Origin of the sequence: Candidatus Synechococcus calcipolaris G9 (assembly GCF_029582805.1) — a bacterium.
GTDB lineage: Bacteria > Cyanobacteriota > Cyanobacteriia > Thermosynechococcales > Thermosynechococcaceae > Synechococcus_F > Synechococcus_F calcipolaris.
Genome location: NZ_JAKKUT010000002.1, coordinates 1504048 through 1518052, shown reverse-complemented (window position 1 = coordinate 1518052; position 14005 = coordinate 1504048). Strand labels below are relative to the sequence as shown.

Sequence of the window (14005 nt, the reverse complement as noted above, 5' to 3'; positions counted from 1 at the left end):
CCTAGGGACTGTGAAGTTCACTCAGTCTCGATAATGGCCCCCGGATCCAATAAAAGTAGGTGTCGCAGTTGATCTGAGTCTAATTCCGTGAGCCATTGCTCTCCGGCCCCGACCACCTGCTCAGACAGTGCTTTTTTACGTTCGATTTGTTCATGGATGCGCTCCTCTAAGGTTCCGGCACAAACGAACTTATGGACTTGCACATTGCGATGCTGACCAATGCGAAAGGCGCGATCGGTGGCTTGGTTTTCCACGGCTGGATTCCACCAGCGATCGAAGTGAAAGACATGGTTAGCGCGGGTTAGGTTAAGGCCAACGCCACCAGCTTTCAGGGACAAAATAAAAATGGCCGGTGCTTGGGGATCCCGTTGGAAGCGATCGATCATTTGTTCTCGCTTATTTTTAGAGGTGCTGCCATACAAAAATAAAATCTCTTGGTTCAGGGTTTGGCTCAGGTGCGCCTGCAAGAGTTTGCCCATCTCCGCAAATTGAGTAAAGATAAGGGCGCGATCGCCCACGTCTAGTAATTCAGCGATCATTTCATCTAGACGATTTAGTTTTCCCGACCGATTGGGTGTCAAGTCCTTTTCTTTGAGGAATTGAGAGGGATGATTACAGATTTGCTTTAGTTTCGTCAGGGTGGCTAAAACCAAGCCACGCCGCTGTATGCCCGTACTCGCTTCAATATCCGCCAAGGACTGATCCACCGTCGCCTTATAGAGGGCCGCCTGCTCTGGGGTGAGACTACAAAATACCGTCATTTCCTGTTTTTCCGGTAAGTCTTGGATAATCTCCCGATCGGTTTTCAGGCGGCGCAGAATAAAGGGCTGGACGTAGGTTTTGAGTGCCTGCAACGACGTGGCATCTCCATAGCGTTCAATGGGCAGGGCATAGCGTCGCTGGAAAAAGGCTCGATTTCCCAAATAGCCCGGATGGAGAAAGTCCATAATCGACCAGAGTTCCGTAAGGCGATTTTCTAGGGGAGTTCCGGTTAGGGCAATGCGAAACTGAGCATCCAGTTGGCGCACCGCTTGGGACTGCTGGGTTTCTGAATTTTTAATATTTTGGGCTTCATCCAAAACCAAATTTTGCCAAGACACCTGGCCCAGGGTACTCAGATCCCGATGAACTAGGGCATAGCTAGTGAGGATAATGGCTTTACCCGCGATCGCCTTCAGGAACTTCTTCCCCTTAGCTCGCCCACTGCCATGGTGAACAAGGGTTGAAAACTCCGGGGCAAAGCGTTTAATTTCCCGTTCCCAGTTGCCTAATACGGAGGTGGGACAAATGAGCAGGGTTGCTGCCTTGAGATTCTTTTGTGCCTTCAGATGGAGTAAAAAGGCCAACAACTGAATCGTTTTACCTAGGCCCATGTCATCGGCAAGACAGGCTCCCAACCGCCATCGCTCCAGAAAACTCAGCCAACTGACTCCCCGGGCCTGGTAGGGGCGTAGTTCCCCCATAAATCCCGGCGGGTTCTCAATGGGTTCCAGGGTTTGTTTTCCCGTGAGGGCATCCAATAGGGCCTGTAGAGCGTCATTGGCCTCTAAGCCCACCACCGGCAGTTTTTCCAAGGTGACGGTATCTCCCGTGGCAATGCGTAGGGCCTCTCCCAGGGATAGTCCCCGCTGCTGACTGCGCTGGGCAAAAAAGGTTTGGGCGGCCTTAATATCTTGGGGTTGGAGTTCTAGCCACTGACCATTAATTTCCACTAAAGGGGTATTGAGATTCACCAGCTTTTGAAAATCATCCTGGGAAAGTACCTGCCCCCCTAGGGAGAGCTGCCAGTGAAAATCCAGGAGCGCATTCAGACCAATGGATTCCTGGCCCATGGGGGTTAACTGCGCTTGCAGTGTCAACCCTAAACGATGACGGCGACCACGACGACTCAGGCCTGGCGGCAAAATCATGCCAAAGCCACTATCTTCTAGGCGACCACTCACTAAACGTAAAAATTCATAGACCTGGCCTGGCTCTAGACATTGGCCCCGAGGGCAAGGCTCGATCAAACTAGACTCTAGCAGTGGATACAGACGGGTGGCCAAACCCAGCCCCCGCAGGAGGGTTTCCTGGGGACGACGAATCACGGATCCTTGATAGACCATGGATTCCGCCGCCGTATTCCAAATATTTTCGGCGGGTACATAATGATCGGTCTGTTCTTCCGATTGCAAACCATAGGCGAGAAACCAGGGTTGATCGGAGGTGGCATCGAGTTTTCCGGTTTTAGTATCGGGAGGTTGTAAATGAAAGCACAGCCGCCAGTGAGGATGGAGATCCAGGGATCCTTCTAGAGGTTGCTGCCATTGGGCTAGGGAAGATGGGAGACCCTTGAGAACCGGGGATAGCTGGGGGGATGGTTGGATGAGACGCTGGAGCCATGCGCTGTGTTCAGGGGCAAGGCCCGTTTTGGCGATCTCTAGGTTGTGGCTACTCCGATGAATTTGGGCGGTCAGGGTTGTTACCAAAAAATCCCAGAGAATCGCTGCTCCATCCCCAGGAAATGCGACGGCAGGCATGGGTTCTTGAACAGTGCGACACACATCGGGCAAGGTGCGGGCAAAGGTTCTAAAGCGTTGGCGATCGCCGGTGCGGTCTAATAACGGTTGCCACGTCAGCCCCAGAAAATTTGGGTCTGCCGATTCCTGACGGGGTAAAAACTTACTACGGACGAGTAAATCTAGGAGCCAACGATTGACATGGGCCCAAAATCGTAGATCTCCCCCTATCTCTGGACGATTAGAGCCATGGCGACTTAGGGGTAAACGGGTGAGCCAATTCAGGGCGATCTCCGGGGCCAAATACCAACCCTTAACCTGCCATGGATAGAGTGCCACGGACTCCGGGAAAAGATCATCCTCTGAGGGGGCAGCCGCAGGCAAGGGATAAAGTACCCCTGATTCAGTATCTTGATAGCCTGGCAAAGCCAAGATTGCGGTAAAAGGTTCAATCTCACTCGCGTCAAACTTCTCAACCGGATCAATCGGATCAAGCAGATCCGCCCAGGGTTCCAAATCCGCGATCGCTAGGGGATACACTGGCGGATTGTCCTGCCAAACCATTCCTGTTTCTGCCTGACTGCGCCAGGTTTCATGCCAAAGAAATAGACCAGGGGGGCGATCGCCCAGGTTGGATCCCCCCAACCAACAACCGTGGAGCAGGGTCATTCAGGTATCACAACGGCAGAGTAGAAGAGCGAATAGAAGAGCATAGATACAGCAGAAAAACTGCGTAGCCACCAGTATGGGGTATCTCGCAGAGTCAAGCTCCATGGAAAGACTTAAGATTAAGCTTATCTTATCAATTTTCAACAGGCCTCGAAGCTCTTAATACTGATTTAGCTGGCGGGCTGCACCGAACTCATTCGTCCTAGCTCAACACTTACAGCATCAATGCGGTCGTCCCCAGGACGATAGGACAGTACTTCTAAACCAATTGGCTCTCCACTCATCCCATCCTTGATCAAAATCACCCCATCCCCAAGCTCAGTGGCAATTTGGTTTCTTCTTGGAACTTGCCAAAATACGCTTAAAAGCTCTGTTTCTGGTTCATAAAATATTTTTATTTGAGCCACACGGTTTCCCCCTCCTTAATTGCATCAGTTTGGTAGGCGGTGATTAAAAACCCATCTTCATTTAAACGCCGCGCCACTGCAACAACCCAACGTTCTTCTCGCCGTACCCGATAAAATAATAATACTCCTGCATCCCGGCTACTACGTCGAACCTGATCTGGAGCAGAAAGAGCTAACTGAACAAAATCCTCCAACTTTTCAATATCAGGGTGCTTGATAATCAACCGTTGCCAATAGTCTTCAGAGGTTCTAACCGTAAATCCAAGCGGAGTAGAAATTTCAAATTTCATAGAACTGGCATAAATGCTCGGTTAACAGTTTAGGCCAGTGCTAATTCCGATTCAATCAAGACTGTTGCATCGATGAACCCACAGAATGAAGTAGCCATATGACACTAAACTCTAACAAGTAAGTTTTGTGTACGTCGCAGCCTGTAGTCGGAGCCAGCTAACAAATGGATATAGAATAAACTTTGATACAACGTTGAGGACAATGCCGGTGATCCGTTTGCCCCGCGCCTTAGTTGGTTTTTGTTTAGTGGTGCTCCTCCTCCTGACAGGTTGTGCCCCCCAGACCCCATCCCCCTTTGAGCAGGCCCAGCAGGAAAGTACCCAACGGGGAGCAACACCGGCCGTGTCCCGTGAAGCCACCCAAGGCAGTGAATTTAACAAGTTCTTTCCACCGGACGGAGACGGCTACGAGCGCATTTATGTCCAGGAGAAAAAAGGATTTGCGGAAGCCAAGCTGAAAAAAGATGGCAAAGATCTCGCCATGCTCTCCATCTCCGACACCATTAGTTTGCCGGAGGCGGCCCAAAAATTTCAAAATAGCCCCATGGCGATCGCCGGCTATCCTGCCCTAGAAATTGGGGCCACCCAAACCGCCATTCTCGTCTCCGATCGCTACCAAGTGAAAGTTCTCTCCCGTGACCCCGGTTTTGGCCCGGGCGATCGGCAAGAGTGGATTGAAAAATTTGATCTAACCGGATTATCCAAACTCCAGTAATAATTGAGCATTTATTCTCCCCGTGTCTCCCTTTCCCTTTCCCCCTAAACTGCCAAGGAGTCCAGCGTGAGTCAAGCCATTTTTAAGATTGTCGATCAGTTGCCCACGGGCGGTATAACGGTGATGTCTCTCAAAGCCCTAGATTTTGCCGTTCCAGGGCAATGGCAGAATATTGTCGGTTTTGAAAATACCATTCGCCACGTCACCATGGAAACGGATCCAGCCCTCGTGCAGCAAATTGGCAATCGGGCCGTGCATCTTTTCAACGATAAATCCCAAGGCTACCAACGGGCCCTGTGGCTCTATGAAACCGTGGATAGAACCGATGCCATGCTGGGGGCGGCGGCCTTCGCTAACAAGGTGGGGGAGAAAATTTCCTTCCTCGGCTTCCTCGATCGCCTCACCCCCAAACCGGAGCGGGCCCAGTCCATTGATTTGACGATTAAATTGGTCGTGGAGATTGTCGCCTTCTGTCAAATTAATGGCATTCCAGGGGATAGTATCGGTGACTTTTTGCGGGCTCTAGGCGACTACGGCGGTGAATCCCTGATGCGGATGGCGGCCCTCGTCTGTTTTGATGGCCTCATTCCCCTTGGCCCAGACTTTATCCTTAAGTCTCTGAATGTCCTTCAGGAGATGAAACCCCAAGATTTACAGGAAAATCCCACCTTCAAAGCCGTTTCCTCAGTGATTCCTGGGGGAAATCCGGCGGGTCAACTCAGTTTTATGACCCAGAGTTTTGGCTCCGTCAAGGGATGGATGGGTGATTTTGTTACCTCTCGCAACCTGACCCCGGAAAAAGTCGTGAACAACCTGCAAAGTTTTGTGGAGCTATCCAAGGAAAACCTAGATTTTCTCGGAGCTTTCCTAGACATGAGTACCAACTATTACTATCACACTGGCGTACAAACCCTGGCACGGCGACTGATTGAGCGGGCAGTGGCGGAAATTTAGATTGGCTAGACGTGTTTCTCTAAAGGATTTTTATCTCCTAGGAATATCAAGTCATCCAATAGCAAAGTTTTGTGGACTCCTCAGCTAGGGTTCCCAAGACCCAACTAAGATATAGGGTGATTCCTATTTTGGCTCCATAGAAGAGGTAACCTATGATTCAAAGCATTTTATTGGCAGATTCAGGGGTTGGGCAATCCGAGCAGATGCTCAAGGCCCTAGTGGAACTGCCTGCAATTCAACGGGCTGCGGTCACCGTCTTGCATGTCATTACCCCCCAAGTCATTGCCGAAGATATGGTCAGCCAACGCCAAGAAGGGGTCAAACTACTGGCCCAGGCGGTTGAGCGACTCCATTTGGATCCCGTCACCAATGTCAATACCATGCTAAGGGAAGGGGATCCCAAAGACACCGTTGTCCAAGTTGCGGAAGAAATCAACACCGACTTGATCATCATGGGATCCCGGGGCTTAAAACGGCTGCAATCAATCCTCGCCAATTCCGTGAGCCAATATGTGTTTCAATTATCTCCCCGGCCGATGTTGCTGGTGCGGGATGATCTTTTTGTTAAGAAAATTAATCGCGTCATGGTGGCCCTGGATCCTTCTGCTTCGGGGCAGATATGCCTAAATTTAGCCCTTTCCCTCATGGATGGCTTAAAGGGGGGAAAACTAATTTTTGCCCATGTCAATCCTGAACTGAAAGGACGCACCGAGTTAACGAGTGCAGAGGCGGATCCGGTTCTCACCAATGCGGCCAATGCGGCCAAGCAGCGGGGAATTGCCTACCAATGCCTGAGTAGTTCCGGTAAACCGGGGGAAGAGATTTGCCGTATTGCCAGTGAAACCAATGCGGATCTGCTCTTGCTTGGTTCCCCCGATCGCCGACCCTCCATTGCCCGCAGTTTACCGGACTTAGATCGGTTGCTGGGCACATCCACGTCCGATTATGTTCGGGTTTATGCGGAATGTCCGGTACTGTTTGTCCGGCAGAGCGAAGCCTAACCATACACCGGAGGGGGCCCCTTGAATCTCTACGACCAGATCCGCTGGAATCTCGATCGCCTCTGGCAACAGAGTAATGAAGGGGTCACCTACCTCCTAGATCGCCTATTTGAGAGTCCCGCAGCCAGTGAAGATCAAGATTGGACGTTGATAGATCAACTCGTGATCTGGGTTGCCCGCTGGCTTTTTCTCGTTGTTATGGGAGTCAGCCTTTACATATTGGGGCGGCTCCTGTGGCGGTGGTGGCAACGGCAACAACAGCGGATGATCAATCCCGTTCAGGTCAATTCCCTAGAGCGGCCACGGCCCGTGCGGGAATGGTTAGAATTAGCCCAAAAACTTCAGGGGGAGGAAGACTATGCTGGTGCCTGTCGGGCCCTATACATGGCCCTGCTGGTGCGCCTAGAGGAAGCGGGTTGGTTGCGGGCAACACCCTCGGCAACGAATGTGGAATACCTACGGGATTTGGAGGTGCAATGGGCCCTGGGCCAGCGATCGCCCCAGGTGCGGCAGGGAATTTATCAGTTATTCCAAACCCATACCCTGAGCTATTATGGTCGCAATCCGATTTCCCTAGAAACCCTGCAAGCTTGCCAAGCCGCCTACTTTCACGTTGAACCCAATTTGTCCCCCACCCCATGACGGCCACCGTTCCTCCCATCCATCGTCTGCAACGGCGGCGGGGTCTACCCCCGTGGATCTGGGCGATCGCGGTTATTCTTGTCCTAGGGGTGATGCTCTTAGCCTTGGCCCCGTCCTCTAAGGCTGGCTCCAGTTTCGATCGCTCCCCCTGGGGCAGCCGCGAATTTTTCGACTATTTGAACCAACAGGGCTTTCACGTCAAACGCTGGCAGCGAGATTACACCCATCTGGAGGGGGATGGCGGCGATGTTTTCATCCAAATTGGTAATAACCAAACCCTGCCCGACCTTTTGAGCATTGATGGCCCCACCAATGATTGGCTGGAACAAGGCAATACCTTACTGCGATTGGCCTGGGGTGGAAAAGTGACCGCGGGGCCCTTTAGTCCACGCTTTGCCACTGACCAGGGCCCTGTGCAAGTGAATACCCGCCGTCGGTTTATCAATACTCACCCGCCCACCACCCCTGCTGAGACCACCTATTACTTAGAGGATGCCCAGGGAAGGATTATTGCCCTTGAACAGGGACGCATCCTTGTACTCTACCCCTGGTTAGTGGCCAATGCCTATAATCAACCGGACTTAGGGAACTATGCCTTTGTCGCCCATCTACTGGAGCAGGCCGGGGCCAGGACAAAAACCATTTGGTTTGATGAATGGCTCCATGGCTACCGGATTCGGGACAGCAGCGATCTTCCAGAGGATGTGCCCTACCAGGATTTCATTGATTATCTGAGTCAAACTCCCTGGCTAGGAATATTTTTCCAGGGAATTTTGATTTTCCTTTTTTTGCTCTGGCAGCACAACCATCGCTTTGGCCCTCTGCTGATACCCTCTCCCCCAGAGGTGAATAATAGCCTGGACTATATTCAAGCCATGGCCGGGGTTCTGCATCGAGCCGAGCAAACAGACTTTGTTCTGAACCAACTGCGCGATCGCCTGCGCTATGATGTGGCCTATGGTTTGGGAATGACCGCCGATTCTAGTCTGGGGCGATATTTACCCGAAGATGGGGAACTGGTGAGCCAATGGGCCGCAGAAACCGGTCGGGATGGCCAAGACCTTCAGCAACTTTTACAACCCAAGGATCAAAACCAGCCTATGAGGCCCCAAGAGTTGCTAGCCTGGTTAGGCAAAGCAGAATCCGTTGTGCGAGGCCGTCGTTGAAAAACCTATTTATTGAACTACAGCAGCGTCTCAGTCAAATTGTCATGGGTCAAGAGGCGATCGTCACCGGCCTGCTGGTGGCCCTGTTATCGGAGGGCCATGTCATTTTAGAAGGGGTGCCTGGAACCGCCAAAACCCTGATTGTAAAACTTTTGGCCCGGTTGATCCAAGCCGACTTTCGCCGCATCCAACTCACCCCGGATGTCTTGCCTGCGGATATTTTAGGCACCAGTATTTTTGATTTTAATAGCCGCAGTTTTCGGCTGCGTAAAGGGCCCATTTTTACCCAAGTGCTCCTTGCGGATGAAATTAATCGCACCCCACCCAAGACCCAGGCGGCCCTCTTGGAGGCCATGGAAGAACGGCAGGTAACCCTGGACGGCAATACCCTGCCCCTTTCTCCCCTTTTCTGGACGATCGCCACCCAAAACCCCCTAGAGTTTGAGGGAACCTATCCCTTACCCGAAGCCCAACTGGATCGATTTTTACTCAAGCTGGTGGTGAACTATCCCCCCGCCGCCGCCGAAAAGCAAATGCTGAATAATGCCTTGGCGGGGTTTGAAGCCAGGGAACTGGATAAATTAGAGTTGACACCCCTGATTACGGTAGATCAGGTTTTAGGAGCACGCCAAGAGGTTCGCCAAATTACCATTGAAGATGTGGTGGTGGACTATCTCTTGGCCTTGGTGCAAACCAGTCGCCAACATCCAGAATTGCTCCTAGGGGCCTCCCCCCGGGCCGCCGTAGGCTGGTTGCGGGCTAGTCAAAGTCAAGCCTGGTTAGATGGGCGAAATTTTGTGACTCCCGATGATATAAAAAATATTGCCTTGCCGCTGCTCCAACACCGTTTAATCCTCAAGCCTGAGGCCCAACTGGATGGCACTAACCTAGAGCAGGTGATCAATAGCATCCTCGGCAAAGTGCCCGTCCCCCGATGACCACCACCACTCCATCTACTACTGGGACAACACGCCCCTCCGGCCAGCCGACTCCTACTCAAGCCAACCCTCGCGGCTTTTTGATTCCCACGGCCCGATTCTATACCTGGTTGGGGGTGGGCATGGTGATTCCGGTATTGACCCACTTATTACCGGATTTTGTGGCCATCCCTGCCGAACCGGCCGCAGATTTAGGGGACTACATTTTGCGTTGGTTGTTGCTGCGGTGGCAATTACTCCTGGGCATTGCCCTGATGGGGCTGTACGATGTCATTCTTTTGGGGATTTTGATTGCTGATTTCGGGCGATCGCGGCAGTGGAATGTCCAGATTAGCCGTCGCTGTGAGGGACGCTTATCCATTGGTCGGCAGAACCTGATCCATCTCCATCTGCGGGCCACGGATCATCCCCTTGGCATTCGAGCCACTACGATTCAGCTATGGGAACACCATCCCCCCCGATTTACCGCCGATCAAGCCACCTTTTTCCTGGCCTATCAAGCAGATACGGATGTGCATTTGACGTACCATGTCGTTCCACCCCAGCGGGGAAAATTTAGCTGGGCTGGGTTAGATGTCCGCATCAAAAGTCCCTTGGGTTTAGTGTGGCGGGGTTGGTTTGCCCCCGTGACCACCGATGTAGAGGTTTATCCCGATTTGATGGCCCTGCGATCGCTGTCGGTGCGCCTCAGCTTAGAGGCCAGTGGCAGTTTGCGTCGCCGTCGCCATGCCTTGGGGGGAACGGAATTTGCCGAACTGCGGGACTACAATCTTGGGGATGATCTACGGTTAATGGACTGGAAAGCCACGGCCCGCCGCGGTCGCCCCTTGGTGCGGGTGATGGAGCCGGAACGGGATCAACCCCTGATTATTCTTTTGGATCGGGGTCGCCTGATGACGGCCCAAGTGGCAGGATTAAAACGATTTGACTGGGCCCTGAATGCGGCCCTGGCCCTGGCCCTAACGGGTTTGCGGCGGGGCGATCGGGTTGGTCTCGCTATTTTTGACAGTAAGTTACAAACCTGGGTGGCCCCCCAAGCTGGAGATTCCCACCTCGGTCGAATTATGGGCCAAGTTTATAACTGTGAGCCGGTTCTGGAAGAGTCCGACTACATTGGTACCGTTAGCACCCTTTTGGGCCAATATACCCGCCGCGCCCTGGTGGTGATGCTCACGGAAATTATCGATGATGTGGCCTCCCATGAATTATTGGGGGCCATGGCCCGGCTCAGTCCGCGATTTTTGCCCTTTTGTGTGGCCTTTCGCGATCGCCAAATTGAGGCCCTGGCCCACCAACCCCTCCAGTCCCGCGACCTAGCGAAGGGAGATCAAGTACAACACCTCTACGAACAGGCGATCGCCCTAGACTTACTGAAGCAACGCCAGCTTGCCTTTGCCCGGATTAAGCAACAGGGTGTCCTTGTCCTAGATGCCCCCGCCGACTGCCTGAGTGAGCAACTGGTGGATCGGTATCTTCTCTTGAAAGCCAAGGGACGATTTTGAGAGGGATTGATGGGGATGCATGGAGCCGAGTTGGCTATTTTATGACGCTTTATGACTCCGTAGCATCATCGGATTTTTGAAAGCCCAATCCATGGCTGGCGGCATAGCGATCCATGAACCGGATAAAGCGATCCCAGTCCTCGGCACTGCGGATATTGTAGGTGGCTTCAATGGCCGTGGGTTGGCCATTGACAAACTTTGCATTCACATCCCGCGTCACGAGTTCGCCTTCTTCATCGACCAAATACATCCCTGTGATTTCAAGATTACCTTCCTGAACAATCTTGGGATTATCAAAATAGAAGAGGGCCTGACCGCTATTGCCATCCTTGGCACGGGTGAGGCGCACATCAGGGACGATTTCTTCATTGGTGCCGGGAATAAATTGAATTTCTGCCATGGGGGTTATATACAGGAATTAGGAATAGTGATCTCTAGGATACCTGGATTAATTATTCAATAAGGGCAAAAAATCATGGCTGATCCCATAAAGGACAGCTTCGGGAACTTCTAGGTGGGGTAAAACACCGGCATTGGGGATCACGCGAAAACTGCGGAGGGCGGTGGGATTGAGGTCACGTAATCGCTGTCCCGTCTCCAGGGGACTCAACTGCGCCTTTTCTCCCCAAAAAATGACCGTTGGTACCGTTAATTGGGGTAAATAGCGGGCCAAGTCAAAGGATAGATCCCCCCGTAGGGCGGCCAAGGCAGCGTGACTGGCCCCCGGTTGCAGGGCGGAATCTAAATAGGCCGAGACGGTTTCCTGACTGAGGCGATCGCCATCGGCAAAGATAAATTGCTCCAGAAAATTCCGCACCGCTATAACATTCGCCGCACCGAGGCCGTAGACCAGTTGATCCAGTCCCGGAATACCCAAAAACTGACCCGCCAGTCCCCGTCCTTCATCATTGCCAAAGTCATTAAAACCCGTGGGACAGACGAGGCACAGGGCCCGAAATAATTGGGGTTGTTGAATAGCCAAGCGAATCACAATGCCCGCCATTAGAGATGAGGCTACCACCGCCACTGGCTGGGCCAGGGGACGAATGATTTCCGCCGTCATCAGCCAGTAGTCACTCACTTGGTAGGCATGGGCCGGATGATCCGACGCGCCCCAACCGATCAAATCGGGGGCAATCACCCGATAATCAGCGGCAAAGGCCGGGTAGACCTTAGACCATTCGTAGTGGCTGGATCCTCCCCCTAAGCTGTGGAGGAAAATGAGGGGTAGGCGATCCTGGAGGGAACCCCAAACGGCTTCACTGGGGGTGTAGTAGGTCATCTGACCCAGGTTGGTGGAGAATTTTTGATCCCGAAAACTAGGGGGACAGTACGCCATAGGAGTGATCTCGCTTGCAGGGAGAAATTAGTCGTGGATGGGGAATGTTAAGGTGCAACCAGCCTCGCCCTCAGCATCTTGACGCATAACATTGGGGGGTGCTAACCAGCAGAAATGGCACAATAAGCATCTATTAATATTGCCCTATGGTAACTCGTGGAATCACCTTTCGTTTGTATTCCCTCAGCGTTAGCTACAACTGATATAACAACTGTTGGGTGGCTACTTTTACGTCTGATGCCTCCATAATGGCCCGAACAACGGCCACCTGTTTTGCCCCAGCAGCAAGGACGTCCTGGAGATTGGTGTGATCAATGCCACCAATGGCAAACTGAGGTATGGGAGTTTGAGCTAGGGCGTAGCGAATATAGTCGAGGCCGGCAGCGGCTTTTCCGGGTTTGGTGGGAGTGGCATAGACGGGGCCAACTCCGATATAGTCGGCTCCTTCTGAGATCGCTCGGTTGAGTTCCGTTGGGTTTGTTGTGGATCGGCCAATCAGGCGGTGGGGCCCTAAAATCTGGCGGGCTAGGGCTAGGGAAATATCGGTTTGGCCCAAATGAACGCCATCGGCCTCAACACCGAGGGCAATATCCGCCCGGTCATTCACAATTAAAAGGGCCTCATGGCGATCGCAGAGTTTGCGTAGCCGCCGACCTAGGTCTAAGCGGGTTTGATCGTCATTGGTTTTATCTCGGTGTTGCACCAGTTTCAGACCCCCTTCTAGGGCCGCTTCCACAATCTGAATTAAATGGTCATGGGGGGATGTGACTAAATACAGGGGAGTCTGGCGAAGTTGGTTGAGGCGGGGATTCAGGGGCGCGATCGCCTGTTCTAATGCCTGATCTAGTAATTGGCTTTCAAGGATATAGACCCGGTAGCGCATGGACTTGGCGGCGATCGCCAGGGGGGGTGTGGATAATTTGGCGTATTCTTCAATGACCCGCAGGGCTTCCTGAACTCGACAGAGATTGGCCTGAAGTAGCTGGGCTAGGTGCGATCGCTCCTCTTCCTGGGGATGACTCAGGTGCGTACCCACATCGGTGCTGGTTTGCCGGGCTGCCCGTAATTCTTGGCGATGCCAGCCCCCTAATTCTTGCCGTAGAGCTTTACATTCCGCCGTTAACTGAGAATGCTCTAAACCTAAACGACACCATTCTTCCACCACCCGCAACCCTTCCCGGGCCCGATCCAGATTGGCATCTAAAATTCGATGAACAATTCCTAGGGAATCACCGTCTTGTTTTGGGTGAAATGTCCCTAAATCCTGCATAGCCCAGCCCCTTGATTCAGAACATTAACTTCAGAACATTACTAACGTACTATTTTTCCACGATGGCAACCATGAGACTCCGCCAGCGATCGCACCCCAAGGGTATCATTGTATTCCTCTCTCCTTTGCTTTGGATGGGTAGTCTCTGGAGCGGATTTTCTATCCCGAAAACTTGGGCAGCAGAGGCGATTCCCATTGTGGTTCCACCTCCCGATGTCGCTATTATCACCCCTCCCCAAGCAACCCCCATGCCGAGCCTAGAGCCGAATCATCCCTTTCCAGTTCCCAATGGGGAGATTCCTTTGGGGGATGTGGGCGATCGCCCGGAAATGAATCAATTGCCACCGCCACCCCAAAGCACCGTTGCCAGTGGCCCCCGCTTTCGCGTTCTGGTATTAGACCTGCGGGAGGATGATCACCCCAAACAAGAGCTTTTGCGCTCCCTCGTGCCCGATGCCTTTCGTAGCCGCTATGGCGATCGCCCCGTCTTGCAGGTGGGTTCCTTCCAAGAACAAAGTAAGGCCCAAGAACTTCTACAATTTATGGAGGTCAATGGCTTTAAGGCGGCGATCGAGTCGGTCTTGTTTTAATTATTTTTATGCACAATTATTACC

The 14005-nt window shown here is 52.5% G+C and carries 14 protein-coding genes; 8 read left to right on the top strand and 6 right to left on the bottom strand.

All coding sequences use genetic code 11. The annotated features are described in order from the left end of the window. Positions 1-17: 17 nt before the first annotated feature. From L3556_RS10280 to L3556_RS10270, 3 genes are all read right to left on the bottom strand, one after another. On the bottom strand, positions 18-3167 hold the full coding sequence (locus tag L3556_RS10280; protein ID WP_277867182.1) for a DEAD/DEAH box helicase: 3150 nt from the start codon (positions 3165-3167) through the stop codon (positions 18-20). A 170-nt stretch (positions 3168-3337) separates the two neighbouring features. Further along, positions 3338-3574, bottom strand: coding sequence for a hypothetical protein (locus L3556_RS10275; RefSeq protein ID WP_277867181.1), 237 nt, complete (start codon positions 3572-3574; stop codon positions 3338-3340). Then, positions 3562-3864, bottom strand: a complete 303-nt coding sequence (locus L3556_RS10270) for a hypothetical protein (protein WP_277867180.1) — start codon at positions 3862-3864, stop codon at positions 3562-3564. Before L3556_RS10270 ends, L3556_RS10275 begins: the two co-directional genes overlap by 13 nt. A gap of 202 nt (positions 3865-4066) precedes the next feature. On the opposite strand from L3556_RS10270, the gene L3556_RS10265 reads away from it, so the two are divergent. The 7 genes from L3556_RS10265 to L3556_RS10235 all read left to right on the top strand — a co-directional run bounded on the left by L3556_RS10265 (position 4067) and on the right by L3556_RS10235 (position 10782). Then, positions 4067-4579, top strand: a complete 513-nt coding sequence (locus tag L3556_RS10265) for a hypothetical protein (RefSeq protein ID WP_277867179.1) — start codon at positions 4067-4069, stop codon at positions 4577-4579. Between the two features lie 66 nt (positions 4580-4645). Then, positions 4646-5533: a hypothetical protein gene (locus tag L3556_RS10260; RefSeq protein ID WP_277867178.1), complete on the top strand. Its 888-nt coding sequence runs from the start codon at positions 4646-4648 to the stop codon at positions 5531-5533. A gap of 152 nt (positions 5534-5685) precedes the next feature. After that, positions 5686-6534, top strand: a complete 849-nt coding sequence (locus L3556_RS10255) for a universal stress protein (protein WP_277867177.1) — start codon at positions 5686-5688, stop codon at positions 6532-6534. 21 nt (positions 6535-6555) lie between these two features. Further along, positions 6556-7176: a DUF4129 domain-containing protein gene (locus tag L3556_RS10250; RefSeq protein ID WP_277867176.1), complete on the top strand. Its 621-nt coding sequence runs from the start codon at positions 6556-6558 to the stop codon at positions 7174-7176. Continuing rightward, entirely contained in the window at positions 7173-8342 is a 1170-nt protein-coding gene (locus L3556_RS10245) for a DUF4350 domain-containing protein (protein ID WP_277867175.1), read from the top strand. The genes L3556_RS10250 and L3556_RS10245 overlap by 4 nt, the downstream gene beginning before the upstream one ends. Next, positions 8339-9280 carry an AAA family ATPase gene (locus L3556_RS10240; protein WP_277867174.1) on the top strand — a complete coding sequence of 314 codons (942 nt, stop codon included), beginning with the start codon at positions 8339-8341 and terminating at the stop codon, positions 9278-9280. The genes L3556_RS10245 and L3556_RS10240 overlap by 4 nt, the downstream gene beginning before the upstream one ends. Further along, positions 9277-10782, top strand: a complete 1506-nt coding sequence (locus L3556_RS10235) for a DUF58 domain-containing protein (protein ID WP_277867173.1) — start codon at positions 9277-9279, stop codon at positions 10780-10782. The genes L3556_RS10240 and L3556_RS10235 overlap by 4 nt, the downstream gene beginning before the upstream one ends. A 49-nt stretch (positions 10783-10831) precedes the next feature. Here L3556_RS10235 and psb28 read toward each other — a convergent pair whose 3' ends face one another. From psb28 to L3556_RS10220, 3 genes are all read right to left on the bottom strand, one after another. Beyond that, positions 10832-11182 (bottom strand): photosystem II reaction center protein Psb28, encoded by a 351-nt coding sequence (psb28, locus tag L3556_RS10230; RefSeq protein WP_277867172.1) that lies wholly within the window; start codon positions 11180-11182, stop codon positions 10832-10834. 48 nt (positions 11183-11230) lie between these two features. Next, the gene (locus tag L3556_RS10225) at positions 11231-12121 is read right to left on the bottom strand and encodes an alpha/beta fold hydrolase (RefSeq protein WP_277867171.1); all 891 of its coding nucleotides are present in this window, start codon (positions 12119-12121) and stop codon (positions 11231-11233) included. 193 nt (positions 12122-12314) lie between these two features. Further along, positions 12315-13391 (bottom strand): thiamine phosphate synthase, encoded by a 1077-nt coding sequence (locus L3556_RS10220; protein WP_277867170.1) that lies wholly within the window; start codon positions 13389-13391, stop codon positions 12315-12317. A 62-nt stretch (positions 13392-13453) separates the two neighbouring features. On the opposite strand from L3556_RS10220, the gene L3556_RS10215 reads away from it, so the two are divergent. After that, positions 13454-13981 carry a hypothetical protein gene (locus L3556_RS10215; RefSeq protein ID WP_277867169.1) on the top strand — a complete coding sequence of 176 codons (528 nt, stop codon included), beginning with the start codon at positions 13454-13456 and terminating at the stop codon, positions 13979-13981. Positions 13982-14005 lie beyond the last annotated feature (24 nt).

Bases quoted from the DNA above. Each gene is read 5' to 3' on its own strand.
- L3556_RS10280 (WP_277867182.1), bottom strand. From the start codon at position 3,167: ATGACCCTGCTCCACGGTTGTTGGTTGGGGGGATCCAACCTGGGCGAT.
- L3556_RS10270 (WP_277867180.1), bottom strand. From the start codon at position 3,864: ATGAAATTTGAAATTTCTACTCCGCTTGGATTTACGGTTAGAACCTCT.
- L3556_RS10265 (WP_277867179.1), top strand. From the start codon at position 4,067: ATGCCGGTGATCCGTTTGCCCCGCGCCTTAGTTGGTTTTTGTTTAGTG.
- L3556_RS10255 (WP_277867177.1), top strand. From the start codon at position 5,686: ATGATTCAAAGCATTTTATTGGCAGATTCAGGGGTTGGGCAATCCGAG.
- L3556_RS10245 (WP_277867175.1), top strand. From the start codon at position 7,173: ATGACGGCCACCGTTCCTCCCATCCATCGTCTGCAACGGCGGCGGGGT.
- L3556_RS10235 (WP_277867173.1), top strand. From the start codon at position 9,277: ATGACCACCACCACTCCATCTACTACTGGGACAACACGCCCCTCCGGC.
- psb28 (WP_277867172.1), bottom strand. From the start codon at position 11,182: ATGGCAGAAATTCAATTTATTCCCGGCACCAATGAAGAAATCGTCCCT.
- L3556_RS10225 (WP_277867171.1), bottom strand. From the start codon at position 12,121: ATGGCGTACTGTCCCCCTAGTTTTCGGGATCAAAAATTCTCCACCAAC.
- L3556_RS10220 (WP_277867170.1), bottom strand. From the start codon at position 13,391: ATGCAGGATTTAGGGACATTTCACCCAAAACAAGACGGTGATTCCCTA.
- L3556_RS10215 (WP_277867169.1), top strand. From the start codon at position 13,454: ATGGCAACCATGAGACTCCGCCAGCGATCGCACCCCAAGGGTATCATT.